Origin of the sequence: Haloarcula sp. CBA1129, from assembly GCF_008729015.1 — an archaeon.
Lineage (GTDB): Archaea > Halobacteriota > Halobacteria > Halobacteriales > Haloarculaceae > Haloarcula.
The window spans coordinates 423,032-437,628 of the sequence record NZ_RKSM01000001.1 but is presented as its reverse complement, the minus strand read 5'-3'; the positions used below and the strand labels follow the sequence as shown (position 1 = coordinate 437,628).

The window sequence follows — 14,597 nt, the reverse complement described above, 5'->3', positions numbered from 1 at the left end:
ATTACCCCCAGACCGTCATCCCATAGAGGTACCCAAACCCGACGAAGGCGGTCAGCACAAACAGGAACACGAGCTGTAGCACGCCGCCGACCGACGGCGAGCGGGTGACACGCCCGATCCTTTTGGGGGCAAACTGAAACAGGAGGTCGCCGAGGAAATCCGATTCTGCACCTGTCGATTCAGGAACGAACACTTCCATCCCGCGCTTGGAGTACCCCTGCCAGAACGCGCGGTCGATGAGCCAGCCGGGGTCGGTCCGGTAGTGGAATATCTTGTGGGCGACGAGGGCGTCCGGGGTGTAGTACACGCCCTCATCGTACTCACTTCGCAGGCGTGCACAGAGTTCCGTCTCGCCGCCCTGAAGGTTCTTGTCGCCCTGCCGACCGCCGATATCGTCGTCAAAGCCACCCAGTTCGAGAAACACGTTCCGGTCGAAAGAGATGTTCGAGCCGAACGTGTTGCGGACGACGCCGGGTTCGTCGGGGTCGCCGTTCGGTCCGAACCCGCGGTGTGTGACACCGATGAGCCAGTAGAACTCCGCTGGCAGAAAACTGGGCTTGCCGGCGACCCACGCCGGGGTCATGCGGCCGCCAGCCGCGAGCGCGTCGTGTTGTTCGTAGGCAGCGACTAACGCCTCGACCCACCCCTCGTCGGCGATAGCGTCGTCATCGATGAACGCGACGACGTCCCCGGTCGCTACTTCGGCCCCGTTGTTCCGACTCTCCAGCAGCCCGACGTTCTCGTCGTTACAGTGCGTCAGGACCGCTTCCCGGTCGCCGAAGTCGGAGTTGTACTGTTCGTACACGTCCCGGTTACCATCCGAGACCAATACGAGTTCCACGTCGTCGTAGGTCTGGGCTAAGACGCTCTCGGCCGCCGCTCGACAGTCATCGTATCGCTCCATCGTGTGCGTACAGAGCACGACCGAGACTCGCATGGTCGGTGGTGTGCCACCGGTGCTGTTAGGCGTTTCCATCCTGCGCTCGCATAGAGGTCAAAAGGCTTATGCGCGCCTTGGCAGTTTTTCCGTGCAATGAGTCAATCACGGGGCTATCTTGACGACAACCCCGAACTCGAGTCCGCCCTAGAGTGGGCCGAGCGCTGGTACCACGTTCCGGTCCTCCTGGTACTGCTCGGGTTCATGCTGTGGAATCGCGTCCGGAGTTGGCAGAACTTCATTGTTGACGGTGAAGTCCTCTTCAGCGGGAACGACGCTTGGTATCACTACCGTTCAACCCAGTACGTGGTCCAGAACTGGCCCTCGACGATGCCGTTCGACCCGTGGACCTATTTCCCGTACGGGACCACAAATGGGCAGTTCGGGACGCTGTTCGATCAGATCATCGCGACAGCTGCCCTGATTGTCGGTCTGGGTTCCCCTAGCGACCAGACGGTCGCGATGACAGTCCTGTTCGCACCGGCCGTGTTCGGGACGGTCGTTGCGATTCCAACGTACTTCGTTGGCAAGCGACTCGGCGGCCGCATCGGCGGCGTGACCGCGGTGACTGTGCTCGCATTCTCGACTGGTGGACTGTTACAGCGGAGTCGCGTCGGGTTCTCCGACCACCACGTCGCTGAAGCGCTCTTCCAAGTACTTGGGGTCCTCGGTGTCATGGTGGCTGTCAGCGTCGCCGCGCGGGACAAGCCCATCTACGAGCAGTTCGTCGAGCGAGATATCAGTGCATTGCGAGACACTATCAGTTGGTCCGTGCTGGCTGGTGTGGCGATTGCGCTGTATCTCTGGACTTGGGCTCCTGGTGTACTCCTCCTCGGCATACTCGGTGCCTTCTTCCTGCTCCGATTGTGTCTGGAGTACGTTCACGACAGCAGCCCGGAACACACGGCCATCGCGGGCGCAATCACGATGATGACTGCCGCTGTGTTGAGTGCATCTAGAGTTAACGTACTAGATATCACAGCCACCGAGCAATCGCTGCTACAGCCAGGGCTGGCGTTGGCTGTTGGCCTCGGCTGCGTGTTCATGGCATGGCTGGCCCGGTTCATGGAGCAGCGTGAATACGGCCGGTACGTGTATCCGGCGGTCGTGTTTGCGATACTCGCTCTCGGAGCGATTCTAATGGCAGTATTGACCCCCGATCTGTGGAGCTTCTTCACAAACAACGTGATGCGGGTAATCGGTCTCACAACCAGCGAAACGGCCAACACCGTCGGCGAAGCCTCGCCGCTGCGGAACGCTGGCGTCTTGTTTGACCAGCACGGGTTCGCTGTCATCGTCGCAGGAATCGGCGGCCTCATCCTGCTCGGAAAGCAGTTCCTCTCTGACGATGCACCCGCAGAAGAGCTACTCATCGTCGTTTGGGCACTGTTCATCCTGTTGGCTACGTTCACCCAGCGGCGGTTCGCGTACTATCTCGTCGCGCCGATTGCAGTGCTGTCAGGGATGGTCGTCGGTCGATTTATCGTCTGGTTCGATTTCAGCGCCGACGATGGGATCGAATACTATCAGGTTCTAACTATCTTCACGGTACTTCTTGTCATTGTTGTCCCGCTGTTCGCCTTCGGTACAACGCCAGTTGAGGCCGGCTCAACCGGTCCCGGGCCGGGTATCCAGGGTTGGGATGAGAGCCTGCAGTGGATGGAATCGAACACACCCGCCGAAGGGGCCTACGGCTCTGGCGGCGAGGCGACGCTTGATTACTATGGTACCTATGAGGAACAAGAGGACTTCGACTACCATGATGGACAGTACGGTGTTTTGTCGTGGTGGGACTACGGACACTGGATTACAACTAGAGCCGAGCGTGTTCCGAACGCCAACCCGTTCCAACAGGGCACCGAAACGGTTGCACCGTTCCTGATCGCACAGAACGAAACGCAGGCGAACGAGATCCTCGACAACACAGACGAGGATGACGCGAAGACGCGGTACGTGGCTGTCGACTGGAAGATGGCCGAGACCAACGGAAATCTCGGTGGCAAGTTCTTCGCCCCGTCAGCCTTCGTCGACGGGGTGCAGACCAGTGATTTCTACAGTCGGCTGTACATCCAGTCTCAAGGCGGTGTCCGTCAGGTGACGTTCCAGCAACAGGCCTACTACGAGACGATGGTCACCCGGCTGTACCGGTTCCACGGCAGCGCTGCGGCGCCGCAACCGATTGTCGTCGACTGGGAGAACAAGCAGACACAACAGGGCGCGCAGTACCGCGGTGCGCCGACGAACGAACAGGAGCCGGAGGGCCAACAGCAGGGACAGGTCATCCGCCAGTTCCAGAGCGTAGAGCAGGCCCGCCAGTACGTCGAGCAGGACGCGACCTCGCAACTCGGTGGCTACGGTGATGCTCCCACCGAGCGGGTTCCGGCGATGGAACACTACCGTCTGGTCGGTTCCAGTGAGACCGAGGCGTTCCCGAACAGCCCACAATACCAGCATTCCGCCTGGACGAAGATATTCGAGCGCGTTCCCGGTGCGACGATTGAAGGGACTGGACCGGCGAACACGACAGTCCGGACCGCCGTGGAGATGCGCAACCCGGCCACGAACAAGACGTTCATCTACCGCCAACGGACCCAGACCGATCAGAACGGGAACTTCGAGATGACCGTTCCCTACTCAACCACGGGGTACGGCGAGTGGGGCACCGACGAGGGCTACACGAACGTGAGTGTCCGTGCTGAGACCCAGTACCAGTTCACTGCGGTCGGAACGAACAACGGGAGCCAGACCGGCTTTGCTGGTACGACTGAGGTCACCGAGGGACAGGTTATCGGTGAGGACGACTCCGCCGCAACCGTCGAACTGGAACCGATATCAATCCAGCAGGGGAGTGAAACTAGCGGTGAATCACGCGCCCCGGTGACCGAAGACACGGCTGAAGCAGGAGTATAGCGAAGTAGCGGCGGTCAGTCACCATCAGATCGGCTGTTCGATCCACCTGAGACTTTTCACAGGATTCCGTCGATTAACCGTGTTCTAGTAGTGACGTCCATGTCCGCGAAAAACCGACAGCAGCGGTACCGCGAACTCACTCGGCGAGCGGATTGAACGTGCCGTTGATGTCCCACTCATGGAGACAGTGTGGGTCACCGGACTGCTTGGTGCCGTCGTCGGAGACGATACGCCAACTGTGTTGTTCTGGGTCCCACTCGTCGACCCGCCCACAGCGCTCGCACTCGCGTTTGCGTGGGGTGACGATTTCAGCCATATCTGGTGCAAGCGCGTGGGTGATTATCAGGCTGCCGGTCCCTGACGGGCCAGTCGGAACGATTTGGAGCCGGCGAGTGAGGGGGCTGAACTCACACTAATGCTGGGGTAGTGCAAACGTTACGACGCTCAAAAGTCCGGGAGGTCGTCCGCGCCGACCTCCTCGGCGTCCCAGTCGATGTACTCGTCGGCCAGCACCTCACAGACGACCTGTCCGAACTCAGTCAGGCCGGCGTTGATACCTGAGACAGTGCCCCAAGAATCGATGTCCGGGTGGATTTCCCGCTCGCGCCAGTCCTCGGGCAAGCCCGGGGCGTGGTAGCCGACGCGGCCCGCAAAGGAGTCCCAGAAGAAATCGAACTCCGCGATGAGCTCTAGGTCAGTGACGATCTCCCACTGGTCGGCCGTGAGCGATGTGTCCGCGGCCCATTCCTCGAAGGCGTCCGCCCACGCACCGTCGTCGAGGGCCTCGGCGAGTTCCTCGCGCCGGTATTCGTCGCCCTGTACGTCCGCGTCGTCGTACTCGTCGGCAGCGACGCCGGTGGACAGTTGTGGTCGCTCCGGCGTCTCGACATCGAGTGTCATAGTCGTGGTATGTGGCGGAGCCGAATAAAGCTCATACTGTTAGCTGCACTTTCGTGACGAGAGTCACCACTTCGAGGGGCAATACGCTTCACGTGAGTTCGGTGGACGGTATCAGCGGTTCGCTTCCCCGTCGAGAGCGCGCTGTCGCAGTCGTTCACCGCGGTCAGTCTCGGTCGTCACGTCGGGAACGGGAACCGGGTTCCTGTCCTCGTCGACCGCGACGTACACCGAGTACGACTCTGCTGTCGACTCAGTGTCGCCGGTTCTGAGGTTCTCTCGGGCCACTCGGAGCCGAACTTTAACGCTCGTTTCGCCAGTGTCGTAGACGAACGCCTCAATGAGAGCCGTGTCACCGACAGGGATCGGCCGCTTGAAATTCACCTGATCCATCCGTGCGGTGACGCAGGTCTCGCCGGCAAAGCGCATCGCTGACATCGCTCCGAGTTCGTCCATCCACTTCAGTACGTTCCCTCCATGGGTCGAACCCAGATGGTTCGAGTGATTGGGCTGGACCATCCAGCGGTTCTCGATATAGGTTTCCAGTACCGTTGGCATGGCGCGAGGTTGGCCAGCACTCCGGTTGAGTCTGTCGGACGGGCTTCGAAAACGTGGCTATGCCGAAACGTACTGCGCTTCCCACTCTTTCCGGGCGTCGAGTTCGCGCTGACCGCGCTTGGTCAGCGTGTAAAAGTTCGTTCGGCGGTCGCGTTCGCCCTTCTCGATGAGTGCCTTTTCTACGAGCGTGTCAAGATTCGGATACAGTCGGCCGTGGTTGACCTCGCTCTCGTAGTAGTTTTCGAGTTCTTCCTTGATTGCTAACCCGTGGGGCTCGTCAAGGCCTGCAATGACGTACAGCAGGTCCCGCTGGAATCCAGTCAGGTCATACATCGTATATCCGATATAGTTTGACCCTGTACATATCAGTCTTTTGAATCGGCAAATCTATTACGTATTTACAAGCCCCGTCACCGTCCAGTAGTTACCACGACATCTGTGGCTGTATTAACACGAGAGTTGGTAATAGCTTCGGCCCGTGACGGGAACATACAATGCTGCGAACATGATCCCGGTCGCTGTTCCTGCGCAGTCACCCGGACCCGACAAGGGTAAAGGAAACGAATGTGTAACGCGGGTGATGACCGAACACGCGGAGTCGGCGGCAGACGAGTTCCCAGAACCGTCAGGGGCGGGACGCGTCGATGTCGTCGGAACCGCCCACGTTTCCGAGCACAGCGTCAAGGAAGTGGAATCGGCGATTGAAGAATCCGAGCCCGATGTCGTCGCCGTCGAACTCGACGAGGGCCGGTATCGCCAGATCAAGGGCGAAACGCCTGACGACCTCGATGCAAGCGACCTCCTTCGCGGGAACACCGTCTTTCAGTTCCTCGCGTACTGGATGCTGTCGTACATCCAGACTAGACTGGGCGACCGGTTCGACATCGAACCGGGTGCAGACATGAAAGCGGGAATCGACACCGCCGAACGCCTCGGCATCGGCGTCGCGCTCGTCGACCGGGATATCCAGACGACCGTCCAACGGTTCTGGGCGCGACTGACGGCCGTCGAGAAACTCAAACTCGTCGGCAGCCTCGCGGCCGAGATGGGGCCGCCGTTGACGGTCGGGCTGACCGTCGGTGCTGTTTTCGGCGGCCTGTTTGCGGTCGTTGCTGGGGCCTTCGGTGGCCCGTTCATCGTCCCAAGTGGGGCTCTTTCTGCCTTGCCCGGGGGTTTCGGTGGCGCGGTCGAGGGTCTGCTCGATACGCTGTTGCTCATCTGTGTTGTCGCGGCCGGTATCGGGATTCCCATCGCCGCACTGCTGGTCCGGTTCCGCGGCGAGGCCGACGTTGAGGAGTTCGACATGGAGAAACTGACTGATACCGACGTGGTCAGTGCAATGATGGAGGAGTTCCGTCAGTTCTCCCCCGGCGGCGCGGAGGCACTCATTGACGAACGCGATGCGTTCATCGCACACCGACTTATCGCTCTCCGTGAGGCCGGCTATCACGTCCTCGCTGTCGTCGGGGCTGGCCATCGTGAAGGTATCGAGCGCTATCTCGACAATCCAGAGACGCTCCCGCCGATGGAGTCGCTCACCGGAACCGAGGGTGGTCGTCGGTTTTCACTGTACAAACTCGTCGGCTACGGGTTCGGTGTCGTCTTCCTCGTCTTCTTCGGCCTGCTCATCCTCGGTGGCGCGAGTCAGGCGGTGCTGTTGAAGCTGTTCGTCGCGCTGGTCGTGGTCAACGCCGTGCTGGCCGGCGGGCTGGCAAAAGTGGCCGGCGCACACTGGTCGAGTGCCGCCGCAGCCGGCGCGTTTGGCTGGCTGACGAGCCTGTTTCCGCTGCTTGCGGCCGGCTGGTTCGCCGGCTACGTCGAACTGCGGTACATCTCCGTCAACATCAGCGATATCGCGACGCTCAACGAGATACTCAACGATCAGGAGTCGCCGATACTGGACCTCATCAGCCGGATGCGTGGTGTGCCACTGTTTCGGCTGATCCTCGTTGTCGCGCTCACGAACGTCGGCAGCGCAATCGCCTCCTACGTCGTCTTCCCGGTGTTGATCCCGTACATCTCGTCGGATATTGGCGGGATGCAAGGCGTCTCGAAACTCCTCTGGCAGGGCGTCCGCGAAGGGACGCAGATACTTCTGGGGGTCCTCTGATGGCGGGTCGACGACAGCGAACCGCTGGAGGCCGGACCGTCGGCGGTCTCAGCTTCAGTCAGCGCGAACTCAGAGATCTCCTTGTCGCTTGGCTCGCGCTCGGGCTGGCGTTTACGTTCTTCCTCGAACGACAGTTCCGCCGCATCGTCTTCGGCCAGTTCGGTGGGCTGTCGGGAGCCGAAATCGCTAGCACGTTTGCCGTCAGCCTGCTGACTGTCGGCGTCGGCTTCCTGTTGCACGAGCTGGCCCACAAGGTCGTCGCCGTCCGCTTCGGCCAGATCGCCGCGTTCAAGGCCGATTACCGGATGCTCGGGTTCGCAGTTCTGGGTGGCCTCGTCGGCTTCCTGTTTGCCGCGCCGGGCGCAGTCGTCCACCGCGGCCGTCTCACGGCGAAGCAACACGGCCTCATCGCCGTCGCGGGGCCGGTGACGAACCTCGCACTCGCCGTTGTGTTTCTCGTTCCGTTCGTCGCGGCGCTGCTGTCGGGTGCGGGCGGCTTCCTCTGGGAGGTCGCCCGGATGGGCCTGCAGATCAATCTCCTGTTGGCCGGCTTCAACATGCTGCCCTTCGGTCCGCTCGACGGCCGAACGGTTCGAGAATGGAGTACGCCAGTGTTTCTTGCCGTCGCGGTTCCGTCGATTCTGCTCGGGGTCGGCGCGCTGTTCGTTCTCTGAGCGGCCGCAACGCTCCGCCGGAACGACGCTCTTTTGCCCGCGCCACGCACGCTCTCGGGTATGACCGACAGTGAGTCCGAGTCTGGGGACGATAGCGAGGAGGGACTGACCTACGCGGAAACCGGTGTAGACATCGACGCCAGCGAAGCGGCGACAAAGGCGCTCATCGGCGCGGCCGGCGAATTCGAGGGCGATTACGCGGGTCTGGTCGACATCGGCGACCAGTACCTCGCGCTTGCAACGGACGGCGTCGGCACCAAGCTCCTCGTCGCCGAGGCCGTCGACGACTATTCGACCATCGGCATCGACTGCATCGCGATGAACGCCAACGACCTCATCGCGACCGGTGTCGAACCGGTGGCCTTTGTCGACTACCTCGCGGTCGAGACGCCGGACGAGGAGACGAGCGAGGACATTGGCGCGGGACTTCGGACGGGGGCCGAGCGGGCCGGCGTGGCGCTCGTGGGCGGCGAAACCGCCGTGATGCCGGACGTTATCAAGGGGCTAGACATCGCCGGCACCTGCGCCGGACTGGCACCGAAAGACGCTGTCTTCCCCGGCGAGGCCGAGGCCGGCGACGCGATTGTCGGCTGGCCCTCGTCCGGGATTCACTCCAACGGCCTCACGCTCGCACGCGAGGCGGTTACACAGAACCACGAGTACACCGACCCGTTCCCGCCGAATCCCGACAGGACCATCGCGGAGGAGCTGCTGACGCCGACGCGAATCTACAGCGAGGTACTGGAGCCACTCCGGGCCAGTGAGACGCACGCGGCGGCCCACGTCACCGGCGGCGGCTGGACCAACCTCACGCGGATGGGGAGCTACCGGTACGAGATTACGGACCCGTTCGAGGCCCAGCCCGTCTTCGAGTTCGTCCAGCAGGAAGGCGACGTAGCCGACGAGGAGATGCACCGGACGTTCAACATGGGCACTGGGTTCGTCGCAGCAGTGCCACAGGCTGATGCTGACAGGATCGTTGCTGACAGCGAGGACGCTCGTGTGGTCGGCGAAGTAGCTGCCGGGGACGAGGCGGTCGCGATTCGCGACCTCGAACTCACCGAGTAAGCGATTGAGGTCGCCGACAGAAACCAGTCAGTCAGAGTCAGGCGGACAGGATGTCTTTGCCGGCGGTCTCCTCCGCAATCCGTATCTGAAGGGCCTGCCGGATGTGGTATCTGGCGGCTTCGGTTTCGGCGTTCTCGAGGGCCTTTTCGAGTTCGGCATACAGTGGGTCGCTGGGATTAGGCATATCGCTATGTCTCTCGTTAGTGAGAATAGACATATACCCCTGACACTGTTTTCGGTATTAAGCCCCTCCTACGGGCAGTACGGTGTTGCTATCGCTGTTCGCGTTTCTGAGAATTAGAGTTAGCTGACCGTACGCGCGATATCCGCTTCCGTTATGACACCGATAGTTTCCCCGTCTTCGACAACCATTACGGCAGCATTGTGGTTCAGATACGCATCGACTTCGTCGATGGGGGCGTCGGGCTCGACGGTCGCAATCGATTCGTTCATCACCTCGGCAACGGGGAGTTCGCCGACATTCTCTTCGGAGCGCTGACGGATATCAGAGTTGCCGATAAGTCCTTGTGGTGCCCCGTCCCGGATGACGGGGACCTGCGAGTACCCCTTCTCGTCCATCAGGTCCTTCGTCTGGTGGACAGAGTCGTCAGGTGCGACGCCAACAACGGGCGAATTCATCAGATCGCGGGCCTTGATGATGCCACCTTCGGCTTCTTCGAGGGCGGTCACGATTCGGCGGAGCGTCGACAGCCGTGGGTCCACGTCGCCACCTTCGATACGAGCGATAAGGGGCTGAGAGACATCTGCCCGCTCCGCCAGTTCACTCTGGGTCAAGCCGAGTTCGTTGCGGCGCTCCCGAAGATCCTGCGGCGTCGGTAAGTCCATATCCGCTAATTACCAGAGGTAATATAAAAAGCCCACGGCTGCTCCGGCGGGCGAATCAAGCAAAACGCCGGTTATGCCTCGGCTTCGGCTTCGTCCTCGTCGGCTTCGGTCTCGAACACCTCGACGACTTTCAGCGGAACGTCCCGGAGTGCGCCGCCGATCTCGCTCTTGGCGATCCGCTGGGCGTGCTCGGGGGATTCGGCGTTGAACACGTCCATCTCAAGCACCAGACCGACGAGCGCCGTATCGGCCGCAATAAACGCCGAGTCGAACGGTTCGCCACAGGCCGGACAGCCGGTCGCGCCGACCTCGACCTCGACGTAGTCCATCTCGGCCTCGTTGAGGCGCTTCCCTGCTTCGCTCACTGCTACACCGATAGCGTCGTCGATGTCGTCTACGTCACGAACCAGCCAGGCTGCTTCCATCGCCACGAGGTAGTTCATACACTAGCTCTCGTGGCCCGACTATTCGATAGTTTTGATTCGCGTCTGTTGCGCACGTCACCATTACTATCTCTATAACTTATGCGAACCAGCCACCTGACTCACACCCCTATTATGTCTGATCGCGGAACCGTTCGGGTATTCGTCTGTTCTCTCAGCCATCTCAGCAAACCGCAAGACAGCGGCCCCATTGTCCGTCACGATCAATACTCTTTGTCTGAGATTCGGCGACAAGATTTATATACCAGAGCCACTCTGGATGGACCGAGGAAGATGGTAGCTCGACTGTATACCGCAACGCTGTTCGCACTGTACCAACTCACCCTGCTGCTGGGCATCATGCTGCTGCCGGTGGCGATGCTCACGGAGCGGCTCGGACTCAGACTGCCGATGGACCGGGCCGTGTCGGGGCTCAACGAGGCTTACGATCAGGCGAGTGCGTAAGGCAGGCAGTCAATAGACCCCTGACCGGATGGTGGCGGTCAGGCTCACCACAAAAAGAGGTTTTATCAGCGCCCGACTAGTATCAGACAGTAATGCGAGATATGACTCCGGGGCCGGACCTTTCTGGACCCCAAGCCGCTGACGAGTTCCAGAGCGACCCGTACGCGCCCGAAGTCGGCGAGCTCCCCGAACAGTCCGCACAGGATTCGGAGAAGGTGAACAAGACGGGGACGACCACCATCGGTATCAGCACGTCCGAAGGGGTCGTCATCGCGACGGATATGCGCGCCTCGCTTGGCGGTCGCTTCGTCTCGAACAAGAACGTCCAGAAAGTCGAGCAGATCCACCCCACGGCGGCGCTGACCCTCGTCGGTAGTGTCGGCGGCGCACAGTCGTTCATTCGGACGCTTCGCGCGGAGGTCAACCTCTACGAAGCGCGACGCGGTGAGGACATCAGTATGAAGGCCCTCTCGACGCTCGCGGGCAACTTCGCACGCGGTGGCCCCTTCTTCGCTATCAACCCCATCCTCGGCGGCGTCGACGACGACGGTCACCACGTCTACTCTATCGACCCGGCCGGCGGCGTCATGAAAGACGACTACACCGTTACCGGTTCCGGGCTCACCGTCGCGTACGGGACCCTCGAAGACCGCTACGAGGAAGACATGACAAACGAGGAGGCAAAGGAAGTGGCTGCCGCCTCGATCAACGCCGCCGCCGAGCGTGACACCGGGTCCGGCAACGGCATCTACCTCGCCGATGTCACCGCCGACGGCGTCGACATCAACGGCTACGACTTCGACGAACTGCTGTAATCCGGGCACTGCACGGTCTCTTTTGCTCCGTTTGTATCCGACAGCAGTCCTCGGTCTCGTCCAGCCGTCCGCACGGCGACCCTGAACTGACGTGCGAACGAGAGAATTATACGGTCGGCTTCCGCATCGCCGGTATGGAACTGTTCGGGACCGCGGGAATCCGCGGTGATGTTGTATCGAAGGTGACGCCGGACCTTGCACTGCGAGTCGGGCAGGCTACTGGGCAGGACGGCGAGACGTTCGTGCTGGGGTACGACGGTCGTGTGACCTCACCAGCGCTCGCTGATGCGATGGCCGCGGGACTGCAAAGCGCCGGCGCGCGCGTCGTCAGAATCGGCCGCGTTCCGACGCCAGCGCTGGCGTACGCCTCGCAGGGCCGACACGGCGTGATGATTACCGCGAGCCACAATCCGCCGACGGACAACGGAATCAAACTGTTCGCCGATGGGACCGAGTACGGCGACGACGATGAGACGCGCATCGAAGGGCGAATCGAGGACGGTTCCACGCCGACTGCTTGGCGCGACTGGGGCGACACGGAATCGGTGGCCTATCTCGACGAGTATCGAAGCGCTGTCGCCGACTACGCTGAGTCACTCGGCAGCGACCCGTCGGAATTGACAGTCGCCGTCGACTGCGGGAACGGGATGGCCAGTGTGGCGACGCCACAGGTCCTCCGGGAACTGGGTGCCGACGTACTCGCGACGGAGGCGAACGTCGATGGGACCTTCCCCGGCCGCGAGAGCAAGCCAACGCCGGAGACACTGGCCGATTTCCGTGAGTTCGTCGCCGAGTCCGACGCCGACTTCGGGTTCGGCCACGACGGCGACGCCGACCGTATCGTCGTCGTGGATGCCGACGGTGATGTCATTCACGAGGACACGATACTCGCGATGCTGGCCGAACATTACACACGCGCCGCGGACATCTCGGACCCGGTGGTCGTGACGACGCCCAACGCCTCCGGCCGCATCGACGAGCGTGTCGAGGCCGCCGGCGGCCGTGTCGAGCGCATCCACCTCGGTTCGCTCCACGTGGGCATCGCCAACGTCCGCGCGGACGCAACTGACGAAACCGAGGTCGTCTTCGCCGCGGAACCGTGGAAGCACATCCACACCGCCTTCGGCGGCTGGATCGACGGTGTGGCCAGCGCAGCCGTGCTGACACGTCTGTTTGCCGAGGAGAGTGTCGCCGATAGGCGGGCCGTCATTTCCGAGCGGCCCTATGAGAAGGTGAGCGTCGAGTGTCCCGACGACGCCAAAGCCGAGACGATGGCCCGACTCGAATCCAGCCTGCCGGACGTGTTCTCTGAGGCCGATGTCTCGACTGAGTACGGCGTCCGACTCTCCTTCGACGACGGGTCGTGGACGCTCGTCCGACCAAGCGGTACCGAACCGTACGTCCGGGTGTACGCCGAAAGCGACGACATCGACGCGCTGGTCGCGGACACCACACAGGCGGTCCGCGACGCAGTCGAGGCCGTCAGTACTGCCGACGCCTGACACCTCCGGCCGCTACCGAGACCGATAGAATTTCTACACGGCCCTTCGAGGCCCAGTGCATGGAGGACCTCCTCGACGCAGCGAGAGACGCCATCGACGAGGCGTACGCACCGTACTCGGAGTACACCGTCGGTGCAGCGCTCGAAACGAGCGACGGCAGCGTCTACACCGGCTGTAACATCGAGAACGCCAACTACAGCAACAGCTTGCACGCCGAAGAAGTGGCTATCGGCGCAGCCGTCAGCGACGGGCATCAGTCGTTCGAGCGCGTCGCCGTCACCTCGGGTAAGCGCGACGGCGTCACCCCCTGTGGGATGTGCCGCCAGACGTTCAGTGAGTTCTGTGACGAGTCGTTCGAGATCATCACTGACGGTGACGAGCCGACGGTGTACGAGCTCGGGGAGCTCCTGCCAACGACAATCACCAGCGATCATCTCGACAAATGACAAGCGATAGTGAAGACCCGAACGACGACGTACAGTACCATCTGGAAGTGAGCGAGGACGACGTGGCCGACAGCGTCCTGCTGCCGGGCAACCCCGAGCGCGTCGAGAAGGTCGTCGACTACTGGGACGACCACGACATCGTCGCCGAACACCGCGAGTACCGTACGGCGACGGGCACCCACGACGGCACGCCGATTTCCGTCACCTCGACCGGTATTGGCGGGCCATCGGCCGCTATCGCCCTCGAAGAACTGGCCCGCGTCGGCGCTGACTCGTTCATCCGCGTCGGCTCCTGTGGCGCAATTCAGGAGGAAGCCAGCATCGGCGACCTCGTTATCACAACCGGTGCAGTGCGACAGGAGGGGACCAGCAAAGAGTACGTCCGCGAGGACTATCCCGCCAGCGCCGACCACCGGATCGTTTCGGCACTCGTCGCCGCCGCCGAAGAACTCGGTTACGACTACCACCTCGGGGTCACCTGCTCGACGGACAGTTTCTACGCCGGACAGTCCCGCCCGGGATTCGAGGACTTCGAGGCCAGCGGCAGCGACGAACGTATCGCGGCGCTCAAAGAGGCCGGCGTCCTCAACTTCGAGATGGAGGCCGCGACGATTCTCACGCTCGCGAACCTGTACGGCCTGCGGGCCGGCGCTGTCTGTACAGTGTACGCTAACCGCGTCACCGGCGAGTTCCGCACCGAAGGGGAGCGCAAGGCGGCCAAGTGCGCCAGCCTCGCCGTGTCGTATCTGGCCGAGATGGACGCGGCCGTCGAGGAAGCCGACGCCGACGGGTGGCACGCCGGCCTGTCTATCGACCGCTAGGACTCTCTCCCGGTATAGCTGTGAGTTGCGGAGGCAGCAGCATACCGCGCGAGTGGAACGAGCGCGGTTTCACGTCTCGCGACCAGCGGGAGCGAGACGGTCGTTTTTAGCGTAGATTTTTGCGAG

Annotated in this window: 17 protein-coding genes; 9 read left to right on the top strand and 8 right to left on the bottom strand. The window is 61.9% G+C overall.

Going from position 1 to position 14,597, the window contains the following annotated elements; genetic code table 11:
- Position 1: 1 nt before the first annotated feature.
- Positions 2 to 937 carry a glucosyl-dolichyl phosphate glucuronosyltransferase gene (gene aglG, locus Har1129_RS02180; protein ID WP_151099163.1) on the bottom strand — a complete coding sequence of 312 codons (936 nt, stop codon included), beginning with the start codon at positions 935 to 937 and terminating at the stop codon, positions 2 to 4.
- 96 nt (positions 938 to 1,033) lie between these two features.
- Here aglG and Har1129_RS02175 point away from each other — a divergent pair, with 96 nt between their 5' ends.
- Positions 1,034 to 3,847, top strand: coding sequence for an oligosaccharyl transferase, archaeosortase A system-associated (locus tag Har1129_RS02175; RefSeq protein ID WP_151099162.1), 2,814 nt, complete (start codon positions 1,034 to 1,036; stop codon positions 3,845 to 3,847).
- 136 nt (positions 3,848 to 3,983) lie between these two features.
- Here Har1129_RS02175 and Har1129_RS02170 read toward each other — a convergent pair whose 3' ends face one another.
- The 4 genes from Har1129_RS02170 to Har1129_RS02155 form a co-directional block, all read right to left on the bottom strand.
- On the bottom strand, positions 3,984 to 4,163 hold the full coding sequence (locus Har1129_RS02170; protein ID WP_151099161.1) for an HEWD family protein: 180 nt from the start codon (positions 4,161 to 4,163) through the stop codon (positions 3,984 to 3,986).
- A gap of 128 nt (positions 4,164 to 4,291) precedes the next feature.
- Complete coding sequence (locus tag Har1129_RS02165; protein ID WP_151099160.1) at positions 4,292 to 4,747, bottom strand: hypothetical protein; 456 nt, start codon at positions 4,745 to 4,747, stop codon at positions 4,292 to 4,294.
- Between the two features lie 111 nt (positions 4,748 to 4,858).
- On the bottom strand, positions 4,859 to 5,302 hold the full coding sequence (locus Har1129_RS02160; protein WP_151099159.1) for an acyl-CoA thioesterase: 444 nt from the start codon (positions 5,300 to 5,302) through the stop codon (positions 4,859 to 4,861).
- 57 nt (positions 5,303 to 5,359) lie between these two features.
- Positions 5,360 to 5,635: a PadR family transcriptional regulator gene (locus Har1129_RS02155; RefSeq protein WP_004515723.1), complete on the bottom strand. Its 276-nt coding sequence runs from the start codon at positions 5,633 to 5,635 to the stop codon at positions 5,360 to 5,362.
- Between the two features lie 247 nt (positions 5,636 to 5,882).
- Here Har1129_RS02155 and Har1129_RS02150 point away from each other — a divergent pair, with 247 nt between their 5' ends.
- Genes Har1129_RS02150 through purM form a run of 3 tightly spaced genes read left to right on the top strand, consistent with a single transcriptional unit; the run spans position 5,883 to position 9,154 of the window.
- The gene (locus Har1129_RS02150) at positions 5,883 to 7,412 is read left to right on the top strand and encodes a TraB/GumN family protein (RefSeq protein ID WP_151099158.1); all 1,530 of its coding nucleotides are present in this window, start codon (positions 5,883 to 5,885) and stop codon (positions 7,410 to 7,412) included.
- Complete coding sequence (locus Har1129_RS02145; protein WP_151099157.1) at positions 7,412 to 8,086, top strand: site-2 protease family protein; 675 nt, start codon at positions 7,412 to 7,414, stop codon at positions 8,084 to 8,086. Before Har1129_RS02150 ends, Har1129_RS02145 begins: the two co-directional genes overlap by 1 nt.
- A gap of 60 nt (positions 8,087 to 8,146) precedes the next feature.
- The gene (gene purM / locus Har1129_RS02140; RefSeq protein WP_151099156.1) at positions 8,147 to 9,154 is read left to right on the top strand and encodes a phosphoribosylformylglycinamidine cyclo-ligase; all 1,008 of its coding nucleotides are present in this window, start codon (positions 8,147 to 8,149) and stop codon (positions 9,152 to 9,154) included.
- Positions 9,155 to 9,191: 37 nt separating this feature from the next.
- Here purM and Har1129_RS02135 read toward each other — a convergent pair whose 3' ends face one another.
- The 3 genes from Har1129_RS02135 to Har1129_RS02125 form a co-directional block, all read right to left on the bottom strand.
- Entirely contained in the window at positions 9,192 to 9,371 is a 180-nt protein-coding gene (locus tag Har1129_RS02135; protein ID WP_151099155.1) for a hypothetical protein, read from the bottom strand.
- Positions 9,372 to 9,457: 86 nt separating this feature from the next.
- Positions 9,458 to 10,000 carry a CBS domain-containing protein gene (locus Har1129_RS02130; protein WP_151099154.1) on the bottom strand — a complete coding sequence of 181 codons (543 nt, stop codon included), beginning with the start codon at positions 9,998 to 10,000 and terminating at the stop codon, positions 9,458 to 9,460.
- 71 nt (positions 10,001 to 10,071) lie between these two features.
- Positions 10,072 to 10,443 (bottom strand): DUF555 domain-containing protein, encoded by a 372-nt coding sequence (locus tag Har1129_RS02125; RefSeq protein WP_004515717.1) that lies wholly within the window; start codon positions 10,441 to 10,443, stop codon positions 10,072 to 10,074.
- Between the two features lie 273 nt (positions 10,444 to 10,716).
- Between Har1129_RS02125 and Har1129_RS20370 the strand changes: the two genes are divergently transcribed.
- The 5 genes from Har1129_RS20370 to Har1129_RS02105 all read left to right on the top strand — a co-directional run bounded on the left by Har1129_RS20370 (position 10,717) and on the right by Har1129_RS02105 (position 14,471).
- Positions 10,717 to 10,887, top strand: coding sequence for a hypothetical protein (locus tag Har1129_RS20370; RefSeq protein ID WP_191906147.1), 171 nt, complete (start codon positions 10,717 to 10,719; stop codon positions 10,885 to 10,887).
- Between the two features lie 92 nt (positions 10,888 to 10,979).
- Entirely contained in the window at positions 10,980 to 11,702 is a 723-nt protein-coding gene (psmB, locus tag Har1129_RS02120; RefSeq protein WP_151099153.1) for an archaeal proteasome endopeptidase complex subunit beta, read from the top strand.
- A gap of 134 nt (positions 11,703 to 11,836) precedes the next feature.
- Entirely contained in the window at positions 11,837 to 13,204 is a 1,368-nt protein-coding gene (locus Har1129_RS02115; protein WP_151099152.1) for a phosphopentomutase/phosphoglucosamine mutase, read from the top strand.
- A gap of 59 nt (positions 13,205 to 13,263) precedes the next feature.
- A complete protein-coding gene (gene cdd / locus Har1129_RS02110) occupies positions 13,264 to 13,650 on the top strand; it encodes a cytidine deaminase (protein WP_004593122.1) in 387 nt (128 codons plus the stop codon).
- The gene (locus tag Har1129_RS02105; RefSeq protein WP_151099151.1) at positions 13,647 to 14,471 is read left to right on the top strand and encodes a nucleoside phosphorylase; all 825 of its coding nucleotides are present in this window, start codon (positions 13,647 to 13,649) and stop codon (positions 14,469 to 14,471) included. The genes cdd and Har1129_RS02105 overlap by 4 nt, the downstream gene beginning before the upstream one ends.
- The last annotated feature ends 126 nt before the right edge of the window (positions 14,472 to 14,597 follow it).